Genomic DNA, 21,049 nt, shown 5'->3' on the forward strand with positions numbered 1-21,049 from the left:
GAACCCGACGCCGCGATCAGCACGGCAGGAAGGGCGTGCGTAGGCTAGAATATGCGCTGGCGGAGCCGGCCAGACAGTCGCGTCATCCCTTCGGGGGTGCCGAGGAAAGTCCGGGCTCCATAGGGCAAGGTGCCAGGTAACGCCTGGGCGGCGCAAGCCGACGGAAAGTGCAACAGAAAGATACCGCCTACGTCTTCTTCGGAAGGCCGGTAAGGGTGAAATGGTGCGGTAAGAGCGCACCGCGAGTCTGGCAACAGACCGGCACGGCAAACCCCACCTGGAGCAAGACCAAATAGGGATCCTTTGGCGCGGCCCGCGTTGGATCCGGGTAGGTTGCTTGAGCGTTGCGGTGACGTAACGCCTAGAGGAATGACTGTCCACGACAGAACCCGGCTTATCGGCCGGCTCCGCCTCCTTCTTCTATATGCGTGAACCGCGCATCGGTAGTGCCGGCCGCTGGCCGGCAGCTTCGTGATTGCGGGGTCGGATCCCTTTCCGGAGGAAAGGGATCCGACCCCATGCCTCGGTCAGCCCGGCGTACGGTACTGCCCTGCGGAAATGAACTGCGAGAAGCGCTCGCACCACACCACCACCGTGGTGTAGTCGTCCACGTCCACGGTGTCGGGCACATCCACCAGGAAACGGTTGAAGGTCTTCACTTCACCAATGCGCTGCGCCTGTGCCTTGATCTTCAGGAAATCGGCTTTGTTGTCGACGAAGTCGCGGACCAGATAGACCTTGTAGTCGGGGCCCGGGCCCATCTTGCCGTCGAAGGCGACCTGGCGCGGGCTGACGCTGACCTTGCCTTCGGCCCAGTGCACCGCATCGCTGCCCTTGAGGTCGCGACGGAAGGTGGTGCGGTAGGTGGCATCAGTCATGGCGGCCTGCACCTGCGCGACCGGCGGGTCATCGGGGGCGATCAGGATCGGCAGCAGATAGACGCCCAGGCCGAAGCCAAGGCCGAGGGTGAGCAGATGGGTGGCAAGCAGGATGAGGATGCGGCGCATGGGGCCTCCTTGTGGGTGTGGATCGCGCGGCATGGCGCCGGGCAAGACCACCCTGGAAGGTTGCGGGCGACATTTATAGACACAGTGCCGGATGCGAAAGGGGCACAGTGGGCGGACGGTGGTGCCGGAGCCCCTGTGGTACGGGCGGATCGCGGTTGCGGTTGGAAGCTGAATGACGTTTCCCGCCCGGTGCGATGACGACTACCGTCGCGTGGATCACGACAACGCGACGCCCGGCAGTGCCGGCCGCCGGCCGGCCGCTTCATGGCGCATCCGAAGATCCAGAGGTTGCCGGCCAGCGGCCGGCACTCCCCCGCTGGCAAGAGAATCCGGCCAACGGCCGGCACGACCGGGTCAGAAAATGACGTGGCTCTGTCCGCTGGGTACACCCTGCGGGCCGAAGCGGCGCTCGTGGATCTCGCCGTGGCCATCGGCGTCGATCAGCAGCACGGTGCTGGCACGGGTGCCGTAGTCGTCGCCGCGGATGAAGGCCGGGCTCAGCCAGCGTTCGCGCTCCAGGCCGATGCCGGTGTCGGGCAGGTCGCTGTCGGCGGGGCGGTGTTCGTCAGCCAGGGCGGCCCAGAGCGGGGTCAGGTCTGGGGTCAGATCCCTTTCGCCTTGCGAAAGGGATCTGACCCCGTCTTCCTGCAGCCAGTCTTCAAGGGCGGCCATCAACCTGCGGGTCTTTGGCCAGGGTGCGTCCAGTGCGCCGTTGGACATGCCATGTACCCCGGGTCCCAGGCTTTGGCACTCGGCGGGATGGTTGCCCAGGTACTCAAGGCTGTCGCTATCGGCCAGCAGGAGGTTGAACGGGGCGTAGGCGCCGGCCACGGTCGCCAACCGGTCGATATGCACGGCGGCGGGGTCGCGGCCGCGCAGGAAGTCGGCGACCAGCGCGCCCCGTGAAGGGCCGGTCTGCGCGGCCAGCGGATCACGCACATTGGTGACCACCGCCATCCGGCCCGTGGCACCGACGCCGGCCCAGCCACCGCCGGAGCGCAGGTCGCGCCCCCCGATGACGGAGGTCTCATCTTGCCAGGGGGCCAGCGCCGCCGTCGGGCGGGCGTGGAACTCATCACGGTTGCCGGTCATCACCAGCCGCCAGCGCGGGTGGTGCATCCAGCCAAGAGCGAGCAGGCACATGGCCTCATTGTGCACGGTTTGCGCAGTCCGGCGCCGTTTCCGGCGCGTTCCGGATGAATGCGCGGCCGATGTTTCACGCCCTCTCCACGCCCCTGAACTTCCGTTCAATCTCAAAAATTGAGACGGATCAGCAACTTGTGGATAAGCCTTGAACAATTCTCTAAAGGTTGTTGCAAGCCATTGATGCGGCTGGCGATTTCCCTGCGGAAAAGTTGTTGACAACCCTCGGGCCGCTGCTAAGGTGGGCATCAGAGGGAAATCCGGGTGTTTTGTGGGTTTTCGTGGTTCAATGTTTCACCGGGCGAAGGATAGGTGCACGCGTCGTGTTCCAGGGCGAGACGGCCATCACAGTTGACGATAAAGGGCGCATGGCGGTTCCCACCGCTTACCGCGACCTCGTCGCGCGCGCCAGCAACAACCGTCTCGTGCTGACCTACAACCCGTTCGAAGCCGGCTGCCTGTGGCTGTATGCAGAGTCGGAATGGGAGCGGGTCCGCGACGACGTGATGTCCAAGCCCAACACCCAGCGCGTCGTGCGCCTGTTGCAGCAGAAGCTGGTCGGCTCGGCCGCCCATCTGGAGCTGGACGGCAACGGTCGCATCAGCATCCCCGCCAGCCACCGCGGTGCGGTGGGCATTGAGAAGAAGGCGGTATTGCTCGGTATGGGCGACAAGTTCGAATTGTGGAGCGAGCAGGCGCATCGGGCCCTGATCCAGCAGACGTTGTCTGACGAGGATCTGGGTGATGGGTTGCTCGACCTGAAGTTGTGAGCCGGGGTGCCCGGATGCGCCCAGAAGCGCAGGCCGGTCACCTTCCGGTGTCGCAGTCGCCGGCGGTGCACCTGCCGGTCCTGTACACCCAGGTCCTTGAAGGCCTGAGGGTGATCGAAAACGGACGTTATCTGGATGGCACGTTCGGTCGTGGCGGTCATGCACGTGGCGTGCTCACCCAGCTCGGTCCCGAGGGGCGCCTGCTGGTCATGGACAAGGATCCGGAAGCCATCGCCGTAGCCGAGCGCGATTTCGCGCCGGACCCGCGCGTGTCCATCTTCCGTGGCAGCTTCGCCCAGCTGCTGCAGTGGGATGCGACGGCTGAAGGCCTCCTGGACGGCGTCCTGTTCGACCTGGGCGTGTCGTCGCCGCAGCTGGACGTGGCCGAACGAGGCTTCAGCTTCGGCAAGGACGGCCCGCTGGACATGCGCATGGATCCGGACAACGGTGAAAGCGCCGCACAGTGGATCAACCGCGTTGAAGAGCGCGAGATTGCCGATGTGCTGTGGACCTATGGCGAAGAGCGCCAGAGCCGCCGTATCGCGCGCGCCATCGTGGCCCGCCGCGAGAAGCAGCCGTTCTCCCGTACCGCCGAGCTGGCCGAGCTGATTAGCTCGGTGATGCCGCGCAGCAAGTCGGGATCCGATAAGAGCCGGATCCACCCGGCCACGCGCAGCTTCCAGGCCATCCGCATCCACATCAACCGCGAGCTGACCGATCTGGAAGCCGGCCTCGATGCGGCCGTGGAACGGCTCAAGCCCGGTGGCCGCCTGGCGATCATCAGCTTCCACTCGCTGGAAGACCGCATCGTCAAGCAGTACATGAACCGCCTGGCCAAGGCCCCGCCGGCCAACCGCCGCCTGCCCGAGGCGGAGGTGTTCGTGCCGACGCTGGACCTGATCGGCGGTGCCATCAAGGCCACCGACGAAGAGCTGGCTGCCAACCCGCGCGCCCGCAGCGCCGTGCTGCGCGTGGCCCAGAAGCGGGAGGCCGATGCATGAGCCGGCTGCTGCTGATCATCCTGTTGGCCTCGACCGTGGCCTCGGCGATCGGCGTCGTGTTCGTGCGTCACCGTCACCGGCAGACGTTCATCGAGCTGTCGCGCGCTGAGCGCAAGCGCGATGACATCAATCTGGAATTCGGCCGCCTGCAGCTGGAACAGGCCACCCTGGCCGAAGCCAACCGTGTCGATCGCATCGCCCGCGAGAAGCTCGGCATGAAGTTCCCCGAGGCCGCCGACATCGTGGTGGTGCGCCCATGAGCAAGGCCGGCCGCAACCGCCCGCGCAACGCCTTCAACCTGCGCCAGCGCCTGCGCTGGGTAGCGTTGGCGCTCGGCCTGTGCTCGGTGTCGCTGGTCGGCCGCGCGGCCTACGTGCAGATCATCAACAGCGACTTCTACCAGCGCCAGGGCGAGGCCCGCTACCTGCGCGAGCTGCCGATCAAGACCTCGCGGGGCATGATCACCGACCGCAACGGCGAGCCACTGGCGGTGTCCACCCCGGTCGCTTCGATCTGGGTCAACCCGCAGGACCTGCTTCGTTCGCCCGAGCGGATTCCCGAGCTGGCCCAGGCGGTCGGCATGTCGGTGGATGAGCTGAGCAGCCGCCTGTCGCAGAAGTCGGACAAGGAATTCATGTACCTGCGCCGCCGGATCAATCCGGACGAGGCAGAGAAGGTGGTCGCGCTGAAGATTCCGGGCGTGGCCGCGCAGCGCGAGTTCCGCCGCTTCTACCCGCAGGGTGAAGCGATGGCGCACGTGCTGGGCTTCACCAACATCGATGACCGCGGCCAGGAAGGCCTGGAGCTGGCGTTCGACGAATGGCTGCGCGGCAAGGCCGGTGCGAAGCGGGTGATCCGCAACCGCAAGGGCGAGACCGTCGAGAGCGATCTGCTGCGCGCCGCCGAGCCGGGCAAGGACCTGACCCTCAGCATCGACCGCCGCATCCAGTACCTGGCCTTCAAGGAACTGCGCAACGCGCTGGTGGCCAACAAGGCGGCCGGCGGTTCGATGGTGATCATGGACGTGACCACCGGCGAGATCCTGGCCATGGTCAACCTGCCGACCTACAACCCGAATTCGCTGACCGGCGCGTTGCCCGATGCGCGCCGCAACCGTGCAGTGACCGACCTGGTCGAGCCGGGTTCGACGATGAAGCCGTTGACCATTGCCACCGCGCTGCAGGCCGGTGCGGTGACCAAGGACACCGTCATCGATACCAATCCGGGTTACATGACCCTGGGCCGCTTCACCATCCGCGACGTGCCGCGCAACAATGGCGTGCTGAACGTGACCGGCGTGATCACCCGCAGTTCGAACGTGGGCGCGGCCAAGGTCGCGGCGAAGATGCCGGACCAGGTGTTCTACGACGGCGTGCGCCGCTTCGGCTACGGCTCGGTGCCGCACAGCGGCTTCCCGGGTGAATCCGGCGGCGTCGTGCTGCGCCCGGCACGCTGGTCAGGCACCACCAAGACCACCATGTCCTACGGCTACGGCCTGAACGTCACTCCTCTGCAGATCGCTACTGCCTATTCGGCGTTGGCCAATGGCGGCAAGTTGATCGCGCCGACCTTCGTCAAGGGCCAGCGCAACGAAGGCCAGCAGATCATCGATGAGAACGTCGCCAAACAGGTGGTGGCGATGATGGAAACCGTGGTCACCCAGGGCGGCGCCAAGCAGGCGGCGGTGCTGGGTTACCGCGTGGCCGGCAAGACCGGTACCGCGCGCAAGGCCGGCCCGGGTGGTTACGAGCGTGGCCATTACAACGCGCTGTTCGCCGGCGTGGTGCCGGCCACCAATCCGCGCTTCGCCACCGTCATCGTCATCAACGACCCGCAGGCCGGCAAGTTCTACGGCGGCCTGGTGTCGGCGCCGGTCTACCACAACGTGATGGAAGGCACCCTGCGCCTGATGGACGTGCCGCTGGACGACCTGCAGTCGTGGCTGGCCGCACAGCAGTCCGGCAAGGTCGGCCATTCGGCCTCGATCCTGCCCGCGCCGCCGGCCGAAGCCGCGCTGCCGGTGGATGCCGCCGCTGAATTCGATGCTGCGCTGCCCAGCGCGCAAGCCCAGACGCCGCCCGCTACGGGAGGCACGCAATGAGTCCTTCGATGTTGCTTTCGCAGTTGCTTCCGGATGTGGCCCTGGCGGGCCACGATCCCGTTCTGACCGGCCTGGTGCTGGACAGCCGCGCCGTGCGCCCCGGCAATGCCTTCGTCGCCATCGCCGGTTTCGGCGCGCATGGCCTGGGCTTTGTCGAGCAGGCCCGTGCGGCCGGCGCCGGCGCCATCCTGTTCGAACCGCCGGCACCGGCCGAACTGCCGGCACCGGACGATGCGATCGCCGTGCCGGACCTGCGCGCGCGCATGGGTGCGATGGCCGACCAGTTCCATGGCGCACCGTCGCGGGCGATGGCGATGGTGGGTGTGACCGGCACCAACGGCAAGACTTCCACCGTGCAGCTGCTGGCCCAGGCCTGGCACCTGCTCGGAACGCCCAGTGGCAGTATCGGCACGTTGGGCGCCGGACTTTACGGTGCAGTTGAGCCGACCGGCTTCACCACGCCGCTGGTGTTGCAGATGCATGCGCTGCTGGCGCAGCTGCGCGACGCCGGTGCGCACGCGGTGGCGATGGAAGTCAGCTCGCACGCGCTGGACCAGGGCCGCGTGGATGCCGTGCACTACGACGTGGCGGTGTTTACCAATCTCACCCGCGACCATCTGGACTACCACGGCGACATGGCCAGCTACGGCGCGGCCAAGGCGCGGCTGTTCCATCGTCCGGGCCTGAAGGCCGCGGTGATCAATCTTGACGACGCGTTCGGTCGCCAGCTGTTCGCCGGCCTGCCGGCGGGCGTGCAGCCGATCGGCCTGAGCTCGCGCGGTGCCACCGACGCCAGCGTGCGCGCCGAGGCGCTGCAGCTGGACGGCCGTGGCATTGCCTTCGAACTGGTCATCGACGGCCAGCGCGCGGCGGTGCAGTCGCCGCTGCTGGGCCGCTTCAACGTGGACAACCTGCTGGCCGTGGCCGGCACCCTGCACGCGCAGGGCCAGCCGCTGCCGCGCATTGCCGAGGTGCTGTCGGCGCTGCAGCCGATCCGTGGCCGCATGAACCGCCTGGGCGGCGAAGACGGCCTGCCGACCGTGGTGGTCGACTACGCGCATACCCCGGATGCGCTGGAACAGGCGCTGGACAGCCTGCATGGCCACCTGCACGGTGCGCTGTTCTGCGTGTTCGGCTGCGGTGGCGAGCGCGATACCGGCAAGCGCCCGCAGATGGCGGCGATTGCCGAGCGCCTGGCCAACCAGGTCATCGTCACCGACGACAATCCGCGTGGCGAAGATGGCGACGTGATCGTGGCCGACATCCTGGCCGGCTTCACCGATGCCTCCGCCGTGACCGTGCAGCGCAGCCGCGCGCGTGCGATCGGCCTGGCGGTGAAGCGTGCCGGTGCCGGCGACATCATCCTGATCGCCGGCAAGGGCCACGAGCCGTACCAGGAAGTGAATGGCGTGCGCCATGACTTCGACGACACCGAAGTGGCCGCCGCTGCGTTGGCCGCCAAGGCCGGTGTGCTCAGCGCGCAGGCCGGGGAGGGCACCGCATGAAGCGCACCCTGCTTTCGCTGATCGCACACTGGGCCGGCGGCGAGATCCACGGCGACGACGTGGCCATCGATGCGGTCAGCAATGACACCCGCAGCCTCGGCCCGGGCAGCCTGTATGTGGCGCTGCGCGGCGAGCGTTTCGATGGCCATGACTTTGCCGCCGACGCGCAGGCGCGCGGTGCCAGCGCGCTGCTGGTCGAGCGCCTGCTGCCGATCGAACTGCCGCAGGTGCTGGTGGCCGACAGCGAACTGGCGCTGGCGAAGATCGCCACCGGCATGCAGCGCGACCGCGATACCGAGGTGTTCGCGATCACCGGCAGCAATGGCAAGACCAGCGTGAAGAGCCTGCTGCTGTCGATCCTGCAGCAGGTGGCCCAGCACGCGCACAAGGTGGTCTACGCCAACCCGGGCAACCGCAACAACGAGATCGGCCTGCCGCTGGCAGTGATCGATGCTCCCGAAGATGCCGACTACGCCGTCTACGAGATGGGCGCGGGCAAGCCGGGCGACATCGCCTACCTGACCGACATCGCCCGTCCGCGCTATGCGCTGGTCAACAACATCGCCCCGGCGCACCTGGAACGCATGGGCAGCCTGCTCGGCGTGGCAGTGACCAAGGGCGCGATCTATGCCGCGCTGCCGGCCGATGGCGTGGCGGTGATCAACGTCGACGATGCCTACGGCCGCTGGTTTGAACAGCATTTCGTCGGCACGCCGGCGCGCAGCCGTGTGCTGCGCTATGGCCTGGAACACTCGGCGGACGTGACCGCACGCGACATCCGCGCCGGCGCGCAGGGCAGCCAGTTCACCCTGGTCGCACCGACCGGCGAAGCCCGCGTGGTGCTGGGCCTGCCGGGTCGCCACAACGTCAGCAATGCGCTGGCCGCTGCCAGCTTGGCGCTGGCGGCCGGTGTCGATCTGGCGCTGATTGCCGCCGGCCTGGCCGAAGCGCAGCCGGTGCCGGGTCGCCAGATCGCCCATCAGCTGCGCAATGGCGCGGTGCTGGTGGATGACAGCTACAACGCCAACCCGGGTTCGCTGGCTGCGGCCATCGATGCCCTGGCCGCCGCGCCGGAAGCGGGCTGGCTGGTGCTGGGCGACATGCGCGAGCTGGGCCCGGACGGCGAGGCGCTGCATGCGCAGGCTGGCATCCGTGCACGCGCCGCCGGCCTGAAGCGCCTGTATGCGCTGGGTCCGCTCAGCGCCGCCGCTGCCGCCGCCTTCGGCGACGGCGGTCGTCATTTCGCCACCCATGACGCGCTGTCGCAGGCGCTGAAGGACGAGCTGCACGCTGGCGTGCGCTGCCTGGTCAAGGGTTCCCGTGGCAGCGCCATGGACACGATTGTCAAAGCGCTGCTGGCGCAAGGAGAGGAATCCCCGCATGTTGTATGAACTGGCTCGATGGTTGCAGCAGTTGGAGAGCCTGTTCGGGCTGTTCAACTACCAGACGTTCCGCGCCATCCTTGCCGCGCTGACGGCCCTGTTCCTGTCGCTGTGGCTCGGCCCGGCGATGATCCGCAAGCTTGCCCAGTTCAAGGGCGGCCAGCCGATCCGCAAGGACGGTCCGCAGACCCATTTCTCCAAGGCCGGTACGCCGACCATGGGCGGTTCGCTGATCCTGCTCACAATCACCCTGTCGGTGCTGATGTGGGCCGACCTGCGCAACCGCTACGTGTGGCTGGTGCTGGCGGTGATGCTGTGCTTCGGCGCCATCGGCTGGTATGACGACTGGATCAAGATCGTCCGCCGTGATCCGAACGGCCTGAAGTCGCGCTGGAAGTACCTGCTGCAGTCGATCTTCGGCCTGGCCGCGGGCCTGTTCCTGTTCTACACGGCCGACGTGCCGGCGGCGCTGACCTTCTACATCCCGATGTTCAAGTCGATCGCGCTGCCGCTGGCCGGCATCGGTTTCGTGGCCATCGCCTACTTCTGGATCGTCGGCTTCTCCAATGCGGTGAACCTCACCGACGGCCTGGACGGCCTGGCGATCATGCCGACCGTGTTGGTGGCCTGCGCACTGGGCGTGTTCGCCTACGCCTCGGGCAACGTGGTGTTCGCCAACTACCTGCAGATACCGCAGATCCCGGGCGCCGGCGAGCTGGTCATCATCTGCGCGGCCATCGCCGGTGCGGGCCTCGGCTTCCTGTGGTTCAACACCTATCCGGCCATGGTGTTCATGGGCGACATCGGCGCGCTGGCGCTGGGCGCGGTGCTGGGCACGATCGCGGTGATCACCCGCCAGGAGCTGGTGCTGGTGATCATGGGCGGCGTATTCGTCATCGAAACGCTGTCGGTGATGATCCAGGTCGCCTCGTTCAAGCTGACCGGCAAGCGCGTGTTCCGCATGGCGCCGATCCACCACCATTTCGAACTGAAGGGCTGGCCCGAGCCGCGCGTGATCGTGCGCTTCTGGATCATCTCCGTCGTGCTCGTGCTGATCGGCCTGGCCACGTTGAAGGTGCGCTGAGATGAACGACCTGTCCCGCCAGGCAACACGCCTTGAAGCCATCGAAGGCAGCTACGACAAGTGGCTGCTGGGCGCGATCATCGCGCTCACCGGTGTCGGCGTGGTGATGGTGGCGTCCAGCTCGATCGCATTGATGAGCAGCCCGTTCTACTACCTCAACCGCCACCTGATCTTCCTGGCGGTCGGTATCGTGCTGGCGGTCATCGCCGCCCGCACCGAGCTGAAGTCCATCGAGCAGTACAACCAGATGCTGCTGCTGGGCTGCTTCGTGCTGCTGCTGGCGGTGTTCACGCCGGGCCTGGGCAGCACCGTCAACGGTGCGCGCCGCTGGATCAACCTGGGCATCTCCAAGTTCCAGACGGTCGAAGCGGTGAAGGTGCTCTACATCGTGTGGCTGTCCAGCTACCTGGTGCGCTTCCGCGACGAGGTCAATGCGACCTGGCCGGCGATGCTCAAGCCGCTGGGCGTGGCCGGTGCGCTGGTGGTGCTGCTGCTGCTGCAGCCGGACTTCGGTTCCTCGACCCTGCTGCTGGCGATCACCGCCGGCATGCTGGTGCTGGGCGGGGTGAACATGCCGCGCATGTCGATGCCGGTGATCATCGGCCTGGTCGGGATGAGCGCGCTGGCGATCATCGAGCCGTACCGCATGCGCCGCATCACCTCCTTCCTGGACCCGTGGGCCGACCAGCAGGGCGACGGCTACCAGCTGTCCAACGCGCTGATGGCGGTGGGCCGTGGCGAGTGGACCGGCGTCGGCCTGGGCAACTCGGTGCAGAAGCTGTACTACCTGCCGGAAGCGCATACCGACTTCATCTTCTCGGTCACCGCAGAGGAGTTCGGCTTCCTGGGCACCTGCGTGATCGTGGCGCTGTACGCGCTGCTGGTCGGTCGCACGTTCTGGCTGGGCATGCGCTGCGTGGAAATGAAGCGCCACTTCTCCGGCTACATCGCCTTCGGCATCGGCCTGTGGATCAGCATGCAGACCTTCGTCTCGATCGGCGTGAACCTGGGCATCCTGCCGACCAAGGGCCTGACCCTGCCGCTGATCTCCTCCGGCGGTTCGTCGGTGCTGATGACCTGCGTGGCGATGGGCCTGCTGCTGCGCGTGTCGTATGAACTCAAGCGCGCCGAGCGCCGCCAGGCCGTGCGCATCGGTGGCGCCGAAGACGCCGCTGCCGAGCCGATGGACGAGCCCGCCGCACCGGTGGCCGCCAGCGTGCCGATGAGTGCCGAGCCGACGGCTACCGCTGCGCCGAACGCTGCACGCGGCACCAGCCGCCTGCAGTCGCGCGTCGAACCGACCTTCGGGAGGCTGTCATGAACGCAGCCACCCACTCCGCTCGTCCAGTGATGATCCTCGCCGGTGGCACCGGCGGACACATCTTCCCCGGCTTGGCCGTGGCCCGCGTGCTGCGCGAGCGCGGCGTGCCGGTCACCTGGATGGGCGCCGACGGTGCGATGGAAACCCGCCTGGTGCCGCAGCACGACATTCCGATCGACACGCTGGCCATCACCGGCCTGCGCGGCAAGGGCAAGCTGGCTCTGCTCGGCGCGCCGTGGCGGCTGATGCGCGCGCTGCGCGCGGCCGGCATGATCATCCGCAAGCGCCAGCCGCGTGCCGTGGTCGCCTTTGGTGGCTTCGCGTCCGGGCCGGGTGGCATGGCCGCGCGCCTTCATGGCTTGCCGCTGCTGGTGCATGAGCAGAACCGTGCGCCGGGCATGACCAACCGCATCCTGTCGCGCTATGCGCGCCGGCTGCTGACCGGCTTCCCGGGCACCTTTGCCAAGGGCGAGGAGTTCGTCGGTAACCCGGTGCGCGCCGAAATCGCCGCCATCGCACCGCCGGAACAACGCTTCGCCGACCGTCACGGCCCGCTGCGCGTGCTGGTGGTGGGCGGCAGCCAGGGCGCGCGTGCACTCAACACCGGCGTGCCGCAGGCGATCGCCGCACTGGGTGCCGGGGTTCCGGTGCAGGTGCGCCACCAGAGCGGCGAGAAGATGCATGCCGAAGCGGTCGAGGCCTATGCCAAGGCCGGCGTGCAGGCAGAAATCACGCCGTTCATCGCCGACATGGCCGAGGCCTTTGCCTGGGCGGACCTGGTGGTGTGTCGCGCGGGCGCCTCGACATTGGCCGAGCTGTGTGCGGTGGGTGTCGGCAGCGTGCTGGTGCCTTTCCCCGCTGCCGTCGACGATCACCAGACCCGCAATGCGGAGTACCTGGTCGAGCGCGGCGCGGCGGTTTTGCTGAAGCAGGACGGAACGCTGGCCGACGGCATTGCCGCACTGCTGCGCGATCTGTCCGAAAATCCCGCCCGCCGCATGCAGATGGCGCAAGCCGCGCGTGCCCTGGCCAAGGTCGATGCCGCCGAGCGCATCGCCGATATCATTCTCGAGGAAGCTGTATGAAGAAGGCATGCCACCGCGCCTGCCCTGCGCGAGGCTGCGCATGATCCGTCGCCTGCACGACACCAACGACCTGGTGCGCGCGTTCCCGCGCGTGCATTTCGTCGGCATCGGCGGCACCGGCATGAGCGGCATCGCCGAAGTGATGCTGACGCTGGGCTATGAAGTGTCCGGCTCGGACAACGCCGACAACGTGGCGACCCGTCGCCTGGCCAGCCTGGGTGCGCGCATCATGCGCGGCCACTCCGCGGCCAACGTGCTGGGCACCGATTGCGTGGTGGTCTCCAGTGCCATCCGCGAAGACAACCCGGAACTGATGGAAGCGCGCAGCCAGCGCATTCCGATCATGCCGCGTGCGGCGATGCTGGCCGAGCTGATGCGCTTCCGCCGTGGCATCGCGGTGGCCGGTACCCATGGCAAGACCACCACCACCAGCCTCACCGCCGCGGTGCTGAGCGAAGGCGGCCTGGACCCGACCTTCGTGATCGGTGGCCAGCTGCTGGCCGCCGGCGCCAACGCCAAGCTGGGTGGTGGGCAATGGCTGGTGGCCGAGGCCGACGAAAGCGATGGCAGCTTCCTGCGCCTGAACCCGCTGATGTCGATCATCACCAACATCGATGCAGACCACCTGGAGAACTACGGCAACGACTTCGCCCGCGTGCAGGCGGCGTTCGCCGAGTTCCTGCAGCGCCTGCCGTTCTACGGCCTGGCGGTGCTGTGCATCGACGATCCGGAAGTGGCGGCTCTGGCTGCCAAGACCCCGCGCCACGTGATGAGCTACGGCATGAGCCCGCAGGCCGACGTGCGCGCCGAGAACGTGGTGCAGGAAGGCTCGCGCATGCGCTTCACCCTGCGCCTGCCGCAGGGCACCAGCCAGGAAGTGGTGCTGGCGCTGCCGGGCAAGCACAACGTGCTGAATGCACTGGCCGCCGCCGCAGTGGGCTGGCAGCTGGGCGTGGCCCCGGATGCGATCGCGCGCGCACTGGAAGGCTTTGCCGGTGTCGGTCGTCGCTTCAACGATCTGGGCGAAGTGACCACCGCCAGCGGCGCCAAGGTGCGCATCATCGACGACTACGGCCATCACCCGAGCGAGCTGGAGGCGGTGTTCGCCGCGGCCCGCGGCGGCTGGGCCGACAAGCGCCTGGTGGTGGCCTTCCAGCCGCACCGCTACAGCCGTACCCGCGACCAGTTCGACAAGTTCGCCGCGGTGCTGTCCAGCGTCGATGCACTGGTGCTGAGCGAGGTCTACCCGGCCGGCGAGGAACCCATTGCCGGTGCCGATTCGCATGCGCTGGCCCGCGCCATCCGCGCGCGCGGCCGCAGCGAACCGGTGGTGGTGGGCAAGGCCGCCGAGCTGGCCAGCGTGCTGCCGGACGTGCTGCAGGACGGTGACCTGCTGCTGATGATGGGCGCCGGCGACATCGGTGCCGTGGCCACCCATATCGCGGTGGAAGGCTTCAAGGGGGAGGGCGAGGCGTGAGCGCGCTGACCTTCCCGCCGCTGCGCGTGACCGACCCGGCCGTGTTCGGTCGCGTCGCCGTGCTGCTCGGCGGCAGTTCCAGCGAACGCGAGGTGTCGCTGGATTCCGGCCGCAACGTGCTCGAAGCCCTGCAGTCGCGTGGCGTCGATGCGTTCGCCGTGGACGGCATCCCGGCGCTGGCCAAGGCGCTCGCCGCCGGCGGCATCGACCGTGTGTTCAACATCCTGCACGGCCACAACGGTGGCGGTGAGGACGGCATCGTACAGGGCTTGATGGATGCCTTCGGCGTGCCGTACACCGGCTCGAGCGTGCTGGGTTCGGCGCTGAGCATGGACAAGATCCGCACCAAGCAGGTGTGGCTGACGCTGGGCCTGCCGACGCCGCAGTACCGCAAGGTCACTGCCGAGGACGTGCACGCCAATGCCGCCGAACTCGGCCTGCCGGTGGTGGTGAAGCCGGCCAACGAAGGCTCCAGCGTGGGCATCAGCCGGGTCACCGATGACGCCGGCCTGGACGAGGCGGTGGCCCTGGCTGCGCGCTACGACGGCCAGCTGCTGATGGAGCAGATGGTGGTCGGCGACGAACTGACGGTGGCCATCCTCGGCGACGTTGCGCTGCCGTCGATCCGCATCGTGCCCAAGGGCCAGTGGTACGACTACAACGCCAAGTACATTGCCGAAGACACCCAGTACCTGTGCCCGGGCCTGGACGGTGACGCCGAAGAGGAAATCCGGCGCATCGCGCTGGCCGCATTCCGTGCCGCTGGCTGCCGTGGCTGGGGCCGCGTGGACGTGATGCGTGATCGCGACAGCGGCCGTTTCTTCCTGCTGGAAGTGAACACCGCGCCGGGCATGACCAGCCACTCGCTGGTGCCCAAGGCGGCCCGCCAGGCCGGCATCGGTTTCGAGGAGCTGGTGTGGCGTGTGCTGGAACAGACCCTGGAGGCCTCGCACGCATGAACGCGGTGCTGCGCATCTTCGTCTGGCTGTTGGCGCTGTCGGTGGTTGCACTGCCGGTGGTGGCCGTAGTCAATGGCTGGGTCGGCGCCGAGCGCTGGCCGCTGGCGAAGCTGCGCGTGCATGGTGAGTTCAAGCGGGTGCCGGCCGAGCAGCTGCAGCAGGTGCTGCTGCCGTACGCGCATGCGGGCTTCTTCGCGGTCAAGCTGCAGGACGCGCAGGATGCACTGGAACAGCTGCCCTGGGTGGAAAGCGCGCAGGTGCGCAAGCAGTGGCCGGACGTGCTGGAAGTGACCCTGGTCGAGCACAAGCCGTTCGCGCGCTGGGGCAACGACCGCCTGGTCTCCGAGCAGGGCAAGTTGTTCCCCACGCCGAAGAAGCTGGCCGATCTGGCGCTGCCCGAACTGGACGGCCCGGACAGCCAGACCGAAGAAGTGATGAAGCTGTACAGCGACTCGCGTGCATTGTTCGCACCGGCCGGCGTGGACGTGCGCCGGGTGACGATGGACGCGCGCGGCAGCTGGTCGCTGGTGCTGAGCAACGGCACCGAAGTGGTGGTCGGCCGTGACGACGCGCGCTCGCGCATGCAGCGCTTCGTCAAGGTGCTGCCGCAGCTCAACCGCCAGGACGCGCCGATCGAGCGCGCCGACCTTCGTTACACCAATGGTTTCACGCTGAGCTGGGGTACCCCGGCCACGCCGGCGAAAACGCCGGCGACCCCGGCCAGCAGGACGCAGGAAAGGACATGAATCGCAAGGGTGACAAATCGCTGATCGTTGGCCTGGACATCGGCACCTCCAAGGTGGTGGCGCTGGTGGGCGAGTACTCGCCGGGCAATCCGATCGAAGTGATCGGCATCGGCTCGCACGAGTCGCGCGGGCTCAAGCGTGGCGTGGTGGTGGACATCGAATCGACCGTGCAGTCGATCCAGCGCGCGGTGGAAGAAGCCGAGCTGATGGCCGGCTGCGAGATCCGCTCGGTGTATGCCTCGATTTCCGGTAACCACGTGCAGTGCAAGAACTCGCCGGGCATCGTGCCGATCCGCGACGGGGAGGTGACCTGGGGCGACCTGGATCGCGTGCTCGATGCGGCCAAGGCGGTGGCGATTCCGGCCGACCAGAAGATCCTGCATGCGATCCCGCGCGAGTATGTGCTGGACGATTCGCAGGAAGGCATCCGCAACCCGGTCGGCATGACCGGCGTGCGCCTGGAGGTGCACGCGCACCTGGTGGTGTGCGCGCAGTCCGCTGCGGCCAACATCAGCAAGTGCGTGCAGCGCTGTGGCCTGCAGGTGGACGACCTGGTGCTGTCCTCGCTGGCCTCCAGCGTGGCCGTGCTGACCGCCGACGAGCGCGAGCTGGGCGTGGTGCTGGTCGATATGGGCGCCGGTACCACCGATATCGCGGTGTTCGTGCAGGGCGCGATCTGCCACACGGCCTCGCTGCCGATCGCCGGCGACCACGTCACCAACGACATCGCGCACATGCTGCGCACGCCGACCCCGGAAGCCGAGCAGATCAAGGTGCGCTACGCCTGCGCCCTGGCCCAGCTGGCCACCGCCGAGGAAAGCATCCAGGTGCCGTCGGTGGGTGATCGCCCGCCGCGCCGCATGCCGCGCCATTCGCTGGCGCAGGCGGTGCAGGGCCGCTACGAGGAAATCTTCGAGATGGTGCAGGCCGAACTGCGCCGCTCCGGCTTCGAGGAGCTGGTGCGCGCCGGCATGGTGCTGACCGGTGGTGCCTCGAAGATGGAAGGCGTGGTCGAACTGGCCGAGGAAATGCTGCAGATGCCGGTGCGCGTGGGTATCCCGCAGCACGTCACCGGCCTCGGCGAAGTGGTCGGCAACCCGGTGCACGCCACCGGCGTGGGCTTGCTGCTGATGGGCAGCCAGATCGAGCACCCGCGGCGTCCGTCGCTGCCGACCGGGCGCGCTGGAAGCATGTTCAAGAAACTCAAGACCTGGTTCCGCGGCGAGTTCTGACGCGGAACCCGAAACCCCCGGCATCGCCAGGGCGCAACACCCGCAGTACCCGCATCACAACGCAACACCGGCAACACACAACCCACACAGCCGCAACGTCGGCATGCAGCAGGACGGCAGGACGCCCGAATGCCCATGCCCGCCAAAGCGGATACAACGAGGACACGGACATGGCGCATTTTGAACTGATCGAAAAGATGGCACCCAATGCGGTGATCAAGGTGGTTGGCGTGGGCGGCGGCGGCGGCAATGCCGTGGCGCACATGGTCAACTCGGCGGTGGATGGCGTGGAATTCATCACTGCCAACACCGACTCGCAGGCCATCAAGAATTGTGGCGCCAAGCTGCAGCTGCAGCTGGGTACCAACGTGACCAAGGGCCTGGGCGCAGGCGCGAACCCGGAAGTCGGCCGCCAGGCCGCGCTGGAAGACCGTGAGCGCATCATGGACGCGCTGCAGGGGGCGGACATGGTGTTCATCACCGCCGGCATGGGCGGTGGCACCGGCACCGGCGCTGCGCCGGTGGTGGCACAGCTGGCCAAGGAAATGGGCATCCTGACCGTGGCCGTGGTCACCAAGCCGTTCCCGTTCGAAGGCCGTCGCCGCATGCAGGTGGCGCTGAAGGGCATCGAGGAACTGAGCCAGCACTGCGACTCGCTGATCACCATCCCGAACGAGAAGCTGATCACCGTGCTGGGTCGCAACGCGACCATGATCCAGGCCTTCCGTGCCGCCAACGACGTGCTGCAGGGCGCCGTGCAGGGCATCGCCGACCTGATCGTGCGTCCGGGCCTGATCAACGTCGACTTCGCCGACGTGCGCACCGTCATGTCCGAAATGGGCCTGGCGATGATGGGTACCGGCACCGCCCGTGGCGATGACCGCGCCCAGGCCGCTGCCGAGTCGGCGATCCAGAACCCGCTGCTGGACGACGTGAACCTGGCCGGTGCCAACGGCATCCTGGTCAACATCACCGCCGGCGCCGACTTCACCATGGCCGAGTTCGACGAGATCGGCCGCACCATCGATGGCTTCGCTTCCGAAGATGCCACCGTGGTGGTCGGTACGGTGCTGGATCCGGACATGCAGGACGAAGTGCGCGTGACCGTGGTCGCCACCGGCCTGAACCGCGTCTCGGCCAGCAAGACCCAGCGTCCGGGCGAGCGTGCGCCGATCAAGCTGGTCCGCAATGCCACCACCGGCCAGCCGGAGTTCGGCGAGTTCGACAATGGTGGCGACGCCGTGTCCAAGGCTGTCGGCGGCATGGGCCTGGGCCTGCGTCGTGCCAGCAGCGACACCGCGGCAGCGTCCACTGCGTCGGCCCCGGCGGCGTCGGCCCCGGCTGCAGCGGAACTGCCGAACGACTACCTGGACATCCCGGCCTTCCTGCGCCGCCAGGCGGACTGAGCGGGGCTGCCTGGGGCTTGTCCTCCCCGGGTTGCGCCACCATGTCCTGAAAACGCGGGCGCCGGGCCAGGATGGGCCCGGCCGCCCTGCTTCACGCGCGTCCCCGCGGCGTGCCGGTGCGTCCTGCCGGCGGCTTTCACTGGCGTTTCAGCCAGGGTAGGGGAGGGCGCGTGTTAATCTAATGTGTCACTTCCGGTCCATCCCCCATGATCCAGCAACGCACCCTCAAGAACACGATCCGCGCCACCGGCGTTGGCCTGCACAGCGGTGACAAGGTCTACATGACCCTGCGCCCGGCACCGGTCAACCATGGCATCGTGTTCCGCCGCGTGGACCTGGACCCGGTGGTGGAAGTGCCGGCCAAGGCCGAGCTGGTCACCGAAGTGACCCTGTGCACCGGCCTGACCTGCAACGACGCCAAGATCCAGACCGTCGAACACCTGATGTCGGCGCTGGCCGGCCTGGGTGTGGACAACATCATCGTTGAACTGTCCTCGGCCGAGCTGCCGATCATGGACGGTTCGGCTGGCCCGTTCGTGTTCCTGCTGCAGTCGGCGGGCATCGTGGAACAGGATGCGCCCAAGCGCTTCATCCGCGTGCTGAAGACCGTGGAAGTGACCGAGGGCGACAAGGTGGCCCGCTTCACCCCGTACGAGGGCTACAAGCTGGGCTTCACCATCCAGTTCGACCACCCGATGATCCCGGCCAAGCAGTCGCGCCAGGAAATCGAGTTCTCGACGCTGGCCTACACCAAGGAAATCTCCCGCGCGCGCACCTTCGGTTTCATGCGCGACCTGGAATACATGCGCGAGCGCAACCTGGGCCTGGGCGGTTCGATGGACAACGCCATCGTGCTGGACGAGTTCCGCGTGCTCAACGAAGACGGCCTGCGCTACGCCGACGAATTCGTGCGCCACAAGATCCTCGACGCGATCGGCGACCTCTATCTGGCCGGTGGCCAGGTGCTGGGCGCCTACGAAGGCTTCAAGTCCGGCCACGCGCTCAACAACAAGCTGGTGCGGGCGCTGATGGCCGACGCGACCGCCTGGGAATGGGTCAGCTTCGACTCGCCGGCCACCCCGGATCCGGTCGAATACGCTACCCCGGCCTACGCCTGATCATTCCAGGTCATTGAAACGAAAGACAAAAACGCCGCCTGAAAGGGCGGCGTTGTCGTTTCCGGCGCCGACGGCGCATTCAGCGTACTTTGAAAGTCTCAAGGCCGGTTCGAGGTCACGGTTTTGTGAACCTGTTGGATCGGAAGCCTGAATTTAACGTAGTTTTAACAACAATCTAACGACAGGCCCCCGGTTGGCAGCTAGGATGCGACCCGGCCCCCGAAATGTTTCACGCCGTGGTGACACGCGCGACGGGGAGCGGAGCTGGATGCTCCGTTGTCGTCAGGACCGCTTCTTCGGTTTCGAAGGAACGTCCTGCAGGCAAGCCAAGGCGTCGCGTAGCCCTTTGTGCGTGGCGGCTGAAACTGCGTGGGGTCCATTCCGGTTGTCGAGCGCTGGGGAGCGCGTGGGAGTGGGAGACGCAGTCTTGATGGTCACCCTGGTGGCCTTCAGCCCGATGGAACGGGCCGCGTCGAGCAACTGGGCTTCGGCAAGCCGCAACTTGGCATGCCAGACCGGGGACTCGACGAGAAAAACGAGGTGTTCCCCGTCCACATTGGCCAGCCGGCAACGGCTGCGCAGAGGTGGCGGCAACTGGGGGCGCAACTGACGGTCCAGCGCGTCGAGCCACAAGGCACGCCGCAGCGGGTTCCCGCTTTTGTCCGCCATCACCGCATCCAGCGCCGGCTTCGGCACTGACGCGGGGCGAACGCTGGATTTCGGCTCAGACATGAAAACTCACTGATGGCATTCAAAAAGATCGTAATCAAAACGCGTGAAGGACAGGCCAAGTCGTCGCCGATCGCGCGTTTGCGGTTCTATTTCGAGGACCGCCCCCGCGCCCTGCTGGGCAGCGTGCTCGGGGTAGGCTGCATTATCGGCCTTGCCGGCGGCATTGGCGCCAGCGCGCTGAATGATTCCCGGCTGCAGGCCAAGGTCGAGCGCCAGGATGCGGAGCTGGCCAAGGTCAAGCGCGATGCGCAGACCCAGGTCAACGCGCTGGCGGCCCGCCTCGGCGAGCTGCAGGCCCAGGCCACCCGCCTCAACGCCCTTGGCGAACGGCTGACCCAGATGGGCAAGCTGGAAGACGGCGAGTTCGACTTCAACGAGACCCCCGGTCTCGGTGACGGCGACGCCGGCGGCCCGACCAGCGACATCCCGGTCAAGGACGTCAACGCCGACTTACAGGTGCTGGAGCAGCGCTTCGCTGCTTCAGGCCGCCAGTTGTCGGTGATGGAATCGCTGATGTTCGACCACCAGCTGCAGCAGAACGCCGTGCCGTCGCGCATGCCGATCCGCAACAGCTACGTGACCTCCGGTTTCGGCACCCGTGCCGACCCGTTCGGCCGCGGTGCCGCCACCCACAAGGGCATGGACTTCCACGCCAAGGTCGGTGACCCGGTGATGGCCGTCGCCGAAGGCGTGGTCAGCTTCGCCGGCGTGAAGGGCGGCTACGGCAACGTGGTCGATGTTGACCACGGTAACGGCTACGTCACCCGCTACGCCCACAATTCGCGCCTGGTGGTGAAGGCCGGTGACCTGGTCCGTGCCGGCCAGGAAGTGGCCAAGGCCGGTTCCACCGGTCGTTCGACCGGCGCCCACGTGCACTTCGAGGTGTGGGAGAACGGCAACGTGGTCAACCCGCGCAAGTTCCTCGGCGACGGCGGCAACACGCCGGTCGGCCGCGTCAGCCGCGGCTGATGCCCGGGTCG

Annotated in this window: 18 protein-coding genes, 1 other RNA gene and 1 pseudogene; 17 read left to right on the forward strand and 3 right to left on the reverse strand. The window is 67.3% G+C overall.

Going from position 1 to position 21,049, the window contains the following annotated elements; genetic code table 11:
- The first annotated feature begins 61 nt into the window (after positions 1-61).
- An RNA gene (gene rnpB, locus SriyCCGPB3_RS03010) (RNase P RNA component class A) lies at positions 62-413 on the forward strand.
- A gap of 114 nt (positions 414-527) precedes the next feature.
- Here the strand turns inward: rnpB and SriyCCGPB3_RS03015 are convergent.
- On the reverse strand, positions 528-1,007 hold the full coding sequence (locus tag SriyCCGPB3_RS03015; RefSeq protein ID WP_110711043.1) for a DM13 domain-containing protein: 480 nt from the start codon (positions 1,005-1,007) through the stop codon (positions 528-530).
- Between the two features lie 354 nt (positions 1,008-1,361).
- Positions 1,362-2,150 (reverse strand): NRDE family protein, encoded by a 789-nt coding sequence (locus SriyCCGPB3_RS03020; RefSeq protein WP_350259862.1) that lies wholly within the window; start codon positions 2,148-2,150, stop codon positions 1,362-1,364.
- Positions 2,151-2,518: 368 nt separating this feature from the next.
- On the opposite strand from SriyCCGPB3_RS03020, the gene SriyCCGPB3_RS03025 reads away from it, so the two are divergent.
- The 15 genes and pseudogenes from SriyCCGPB3_RS03025 (at position 2,519) to lpxC (ending at position 19,337) form a co-directional block, all read left to right on the forward strand.
- Positions 2,519-2,920 (forward strand): division/cell wall cluster transcriptional repressor MraZ, encoded by a 402-nt coding sequence (locus tag SriyCCGPB3_RS03025; RefSeq protein ID WP_008266948.1) that lies wholly within the window; start codon positions 2,519-2,521, stop codon positions 2,918-2,920.
- 14 nt (positions 2,921-2,934) lie between these two features.
- A complete protein-coding gene (rsmH, locus tag SriyCCGPB3_RS03030) occupies positions 2,935-3,921 on the forward strand; it encodes a 16S rRNA (cytosine(1402)-N(4))-methyltransferase RsmH (RefSeq protein WP_350259863.1) in 987 nt (328 codons plus the stop codon).
- Positions 3,918-4,181, forward strand: coding sequence for a cell division protein FtsL (gene ftsL, locus SriyCCGPB3_RS03035; protein WP_005412242.1), 264 nt, complete (start codon positions 3,918-3,920; stop codon positions 4,179-4,181). Before rsmH ends, ftsL begins: the two co-directional genes overlap by 4 nt.
- Positions 4,178-6,022: a peptidoglycan D,D-transpeptidase FtsI family protein gene (locus SriyCCGPB3_RS03040; protein ID WP_110711046.1), complete on the forward strand. Its 1,845-nt coding sequence runs from the start codon at positions 4,178-4,180 to the stop codon at positions 6,020-6,022. Before ftsL ends, SriyCCGPB3_RS03040 begins: the two co-directional genes overlap by 4 nt.
- Positions 6,019-7,527 (forward strand): UDP-N-acetylmuramoyl-L-alanyl-D-glutamate--2,6-diaminopimelate ligase, encoded by a 1,509-nt coding sequence (locus SriyCCGPB3_RS03045; protein ID WP_350259864.1) that lies wholly within the window; start codon positions 6,019-6,021, stop codon positions 7,525-7,527. The genes SriyCCGPB3_RS03040 and SriyCCGPB3_RS03045 overlap by 4 nt, the downstream gene beginning before the upstream one ends.
- Positions 7,524-8,918 carry a UDP-N-acetylmuramoyl-tripeptide--D-alanyl-D-alanine ligase gene (locus tag SriyCCGPB3_RS03050; protein ID WP_164161596.1) on the forward strand — a complete coding sequence of 465 codons (1,395 nt, stop codon included), beginning with the start codon at positions 7,524-7,526 and terminating at the stop codon, positions 8,916-8,918. Before SriyCCGPB3_RS03045 ends, SriyCCGPB3_RS03050 begins: the two co-directional genes overlap by 4 nt.
- Positions 8,908-9,993, forward strand: a complete 1,086-nt coding sequence (gene mraY, locus SriyCCGPB3_RS03055; RefSeq protein WP_010481929.1) for a phospho-N-acetylmuramoyl-pentapeptide-transferase — start codon at positions 8,908-8,910, stop codon at positions 9,991-9,993. The genes SriyCCGPB3_RS03050 and mraY overlap by 11 nt, the downstream gene beginning before the upstream one ends.
- Before the next feature lies 1 nt (position 9,994).
- Positions 9,995-11,314, forward strand: coding sequence for a putative lipid II flippase FtsW (ftsW, locus tag SriyCCGPB3_RS03060; RefSeq protein ID WP_110711049.1), 1,320 nt, complete (start codon positions 9,995-9,997; stop codon positions 11,312-11,314).
- The gene (gene murG / locus SriyCCGPB3_RS03065; protein WP_110711050.1) at positions 11,311-12,399 is read left to right on the forward strand and encodes an undecaprenyldiphospho-muramoylpentapeptide beta-N-acetylglucosaminyltransferase; all 1,089 of its coding nucleotides are present in this window, start codon (positions 11,311-11,313) and stop codon (positions 12,397-12,399) included. Before ftsW ends, murG begins: the two co-directional genes overlap by 4 nt.
- A 40-nt stretch (positions 12,400-12,439) precedes the next feature.
- On the forward strand, positions 12,440-13,876 hold the full coding sequence (murC, locus tag SriyCCGPB3_RS03070) for a UDP-N-acetylmuramate--L-alanine ligase (RefSeq protein WP_012510048.1): 1,437 nt from the start codon (positions 12,440-12,442) through the stop codon (positions 13,874-13,876).
- Positions 13,873-14,835 (forward strand): D-alanine--D-alanine ligase, encoded by a 963-nt coding sequence (locus SriyCCGPB3_RS03075; RefSeq protein WP_197611169.1) that lies wholly within the window; start codon positions 13,873-13,875, stop codon positions 14,833-14,835. The genes murC and SriyCCGPB3_RS03075 overlap by 4 nt, the downstream gene beginning before the upstream one ends.
- Positions 14,832-15,509, forward strand: a pseudogene (locus tag SriyCCGPB3_RS03080) (cell division protein FtsQ/DivIB); the annotation flags it as partial. The gene SriyCCGPB3_RS03075 and the pseudogene SriyCCGPB3_RS03080, both read left to right, overlap by 4 nt.
- A 68-nt stretch (positions 15,510-15,577) precedes the next feature.
- Positions 15,578-16,813, forward strand: a complete 1,236-nt coding sequence (ftsA, locus tag SriyCCGPB3_RS03085) for a cell division protein FtsA (RefSeq protein WP_005408083.1) — start codon at positions 15,578-15,580, stop codon at positions 16,811-16,813.
- Between the two features lie 170 nt (positions 16,814-16,983).
- Positions 16,984-18,219, forward strand: coding sequence for a cell division protein FtsZ (gene ftsZ, locus SriyCCGPB3_RS03090; RefSeq protein ID WP_164161599.1), 1,236 nt, complete (start codon positions 16,984-16,986; stop codon positions 18,217-18,219).
- 206 nt (positions 18,220-18,425) lie between these two features.
- Positions 18,426-19,337 carry a UDP-3-O-acyl-N-acetylglucosamine deacetylase gene (lpxC, locus tag SriyCCGPB3_RS03095; protein WP_004143722.1) on the forward strand — a complete coding sequence of 304 codons (912 nt, stop codon included), beginning with the start codon at positions 18,426-18,428 and terminating at the stop codon, positions 19,335-19,337.
- 282 nt (positions 19,338-19,619) lie between these two features.
- Here lpxC and SriyCCGPB3_RS03100 read toward each other — a convergent pair whose 3' ends face one another.
- Positions 19,620-20,069, reverse strand: coding sequence for a DUF721 domain-containing protein (locus SriyCCGPB3_RS03100; protein ID WP_005408086.1), 450 nt, complete (start codon positions 20,067-20,069; stop codon positions 19,620-19,622).
- A 12-nt stretch (positions 20,070-20,081) separates the two neighbouring features.
- Between SriyCCGPB3_RS03100 and SriyCCGPB3_RS03105 the strand changes: the two genes are divergently transcribed.
- Positions 20,082-21,038, forward strand: coding sequence for a M23 family metallopeptidase (locus SriyCCGPB3_RS03105; RefSeq protein ID WP_033834438.1), 957 nt, complete (start codon positions 20,082-20,084; stop codon positions 21,036-21,038).
- The last annotated feature ends 11 nt before the right edge of the window (positions 21,039-21,049 follow it).

Origin of the sequence: Stenotrophomonas riyadhensis, from assembly GCF_040256885.1 — a bacterium.
Lineage (GTDB): Bacteria > Pseudomonadota > Gammaproteobacteria > Xanthomonadales > Xanthomonadaceae > Stenotrophomonas > Stenotrophomonas riyadhensis.

Excerpts from the sequence above, each read along its gene's own strand:
- SriyCCGPB3_RS03015 (WP_110711043.1), bottom strand. The coding sequence starts at position 1,007 with ATGCGCCGCATCCTCATCCTGCTTGCCACCCATCTGCTCACCCTCGGC.
- SriyCCGPB3_RS03020 (WP_350259862.1), bottom strand. The coding sequence starts at position 2,150 with ATGTGCCTGCTCGCTCTTGGCTGGATGCACCACCCGCGCTGGCGGCTG.
- SriyCCGPB3_RS03025 (WP_008266948.1), top strand. The coding sequence starts at position 2,519 with ATGGCGGTTCCCACCGCTTACCGCGACCTCGTCGCGCGCGCCAGCAAC.
- rsmH (WP_350259863.1), top strand. The coding sequence starts at position 2,935 with ATGCGCCCAGAAGCGCAGGCCGGTCACCTTCCGGTGTCGCAGTCGCCG.
- ftsL (WP_005412242.1), top strand. The coding sequence starts at position 3,918 with ATGAGCCGGCTGCTGCTGATCATCCTGTTGGCCTCGACCGTGGCCTCG.
- SriyCCGPB3_RS03040 (WP_110711046.1), top strand. The coding sequence starts at position 4,178 with ATGAGCAAGGCCGGCCGCAACCGCCCGCGCAACGCCTTCAACCTGCGC.
- SriyCCGPB3_RS03045 (WP_350259864.1), top strand. The coding sequence starts at position 6,019 with ATGAGTCCTTCGATGTTGCTTTCGCAGTTGCTTCCGGATGTGGCCCTG.
- SriyCCGPB3_RS03050 (WP_164161596.1), top strand. The coding sequence starts at position 7,524 with ATGAAGCGCACCCTGCTTTCGCTGATCGCACACTGGGCCGGCGGCGAG.
- mraY (WP_010481929.1), top strand. The coding sequence starts at position 8,908 with ATGTTGTATGAACTGGCTCGATGGTTGCAGCAGTTGGAGAGCCTGTTC.
- ftsW (WP_110711049.1), top strand. The coding sequence starts at position 9,995 with ATGAACGACCTGTCCCGCCAGGCAACACGCCTTGAAGCCATCGAAGGC.
- murG (WP_110711050.1), top strand. The coding sequence starts at position 11,311 with ATGAACGCAGCCACCCACTCCGCTCGTCCAGTGATGATCCTCGCCGGT.
- murC (WP_012510048.1), top strand. The coding sequence starts at position 12,440 with ATGATCCGTCGCCTGCACGACACCAACGACCTGGTGCGCGCGTTCCCG.
- ftsA (WP_005408083.1), top strand. The coding sequence starts at position 15,578 with ATGAATCGCAAGGGTGACAAATCGCTGATCGTTGGCCTGGACATCGGC.
- ftsZ (WP_164161599.1), top strand. The coding sequence starts at position 16,984 with ATGGCGCATTTTGAACTGATCGAAAAGATGGCACCCAATGCGGTGATC.
- lpxC (WP_004143722.1), top strand. The coding sequence starts at position 18,426 with ATGATCCAGCAACGCACCCTCAAGAACACGATCCGCGCCACCGGCGTT.
- SriyCCGPB3_RS03100 (WP_005408086.1), bottom strand. The coding sequence starts at position 20,069 with ATGTCTGAGCCGAAATCCAGCGTTCGCCCCGCGTCAGTGCCGAAGCCG.
- SriyCCGPB3_RS03105 (WP_033834438.1), top strand. The coding sequence starts at position 20,082 with ATGGCATTCAAAAAGATCGTAATCAAAACGCGTGAAGGACAGGCCAAG.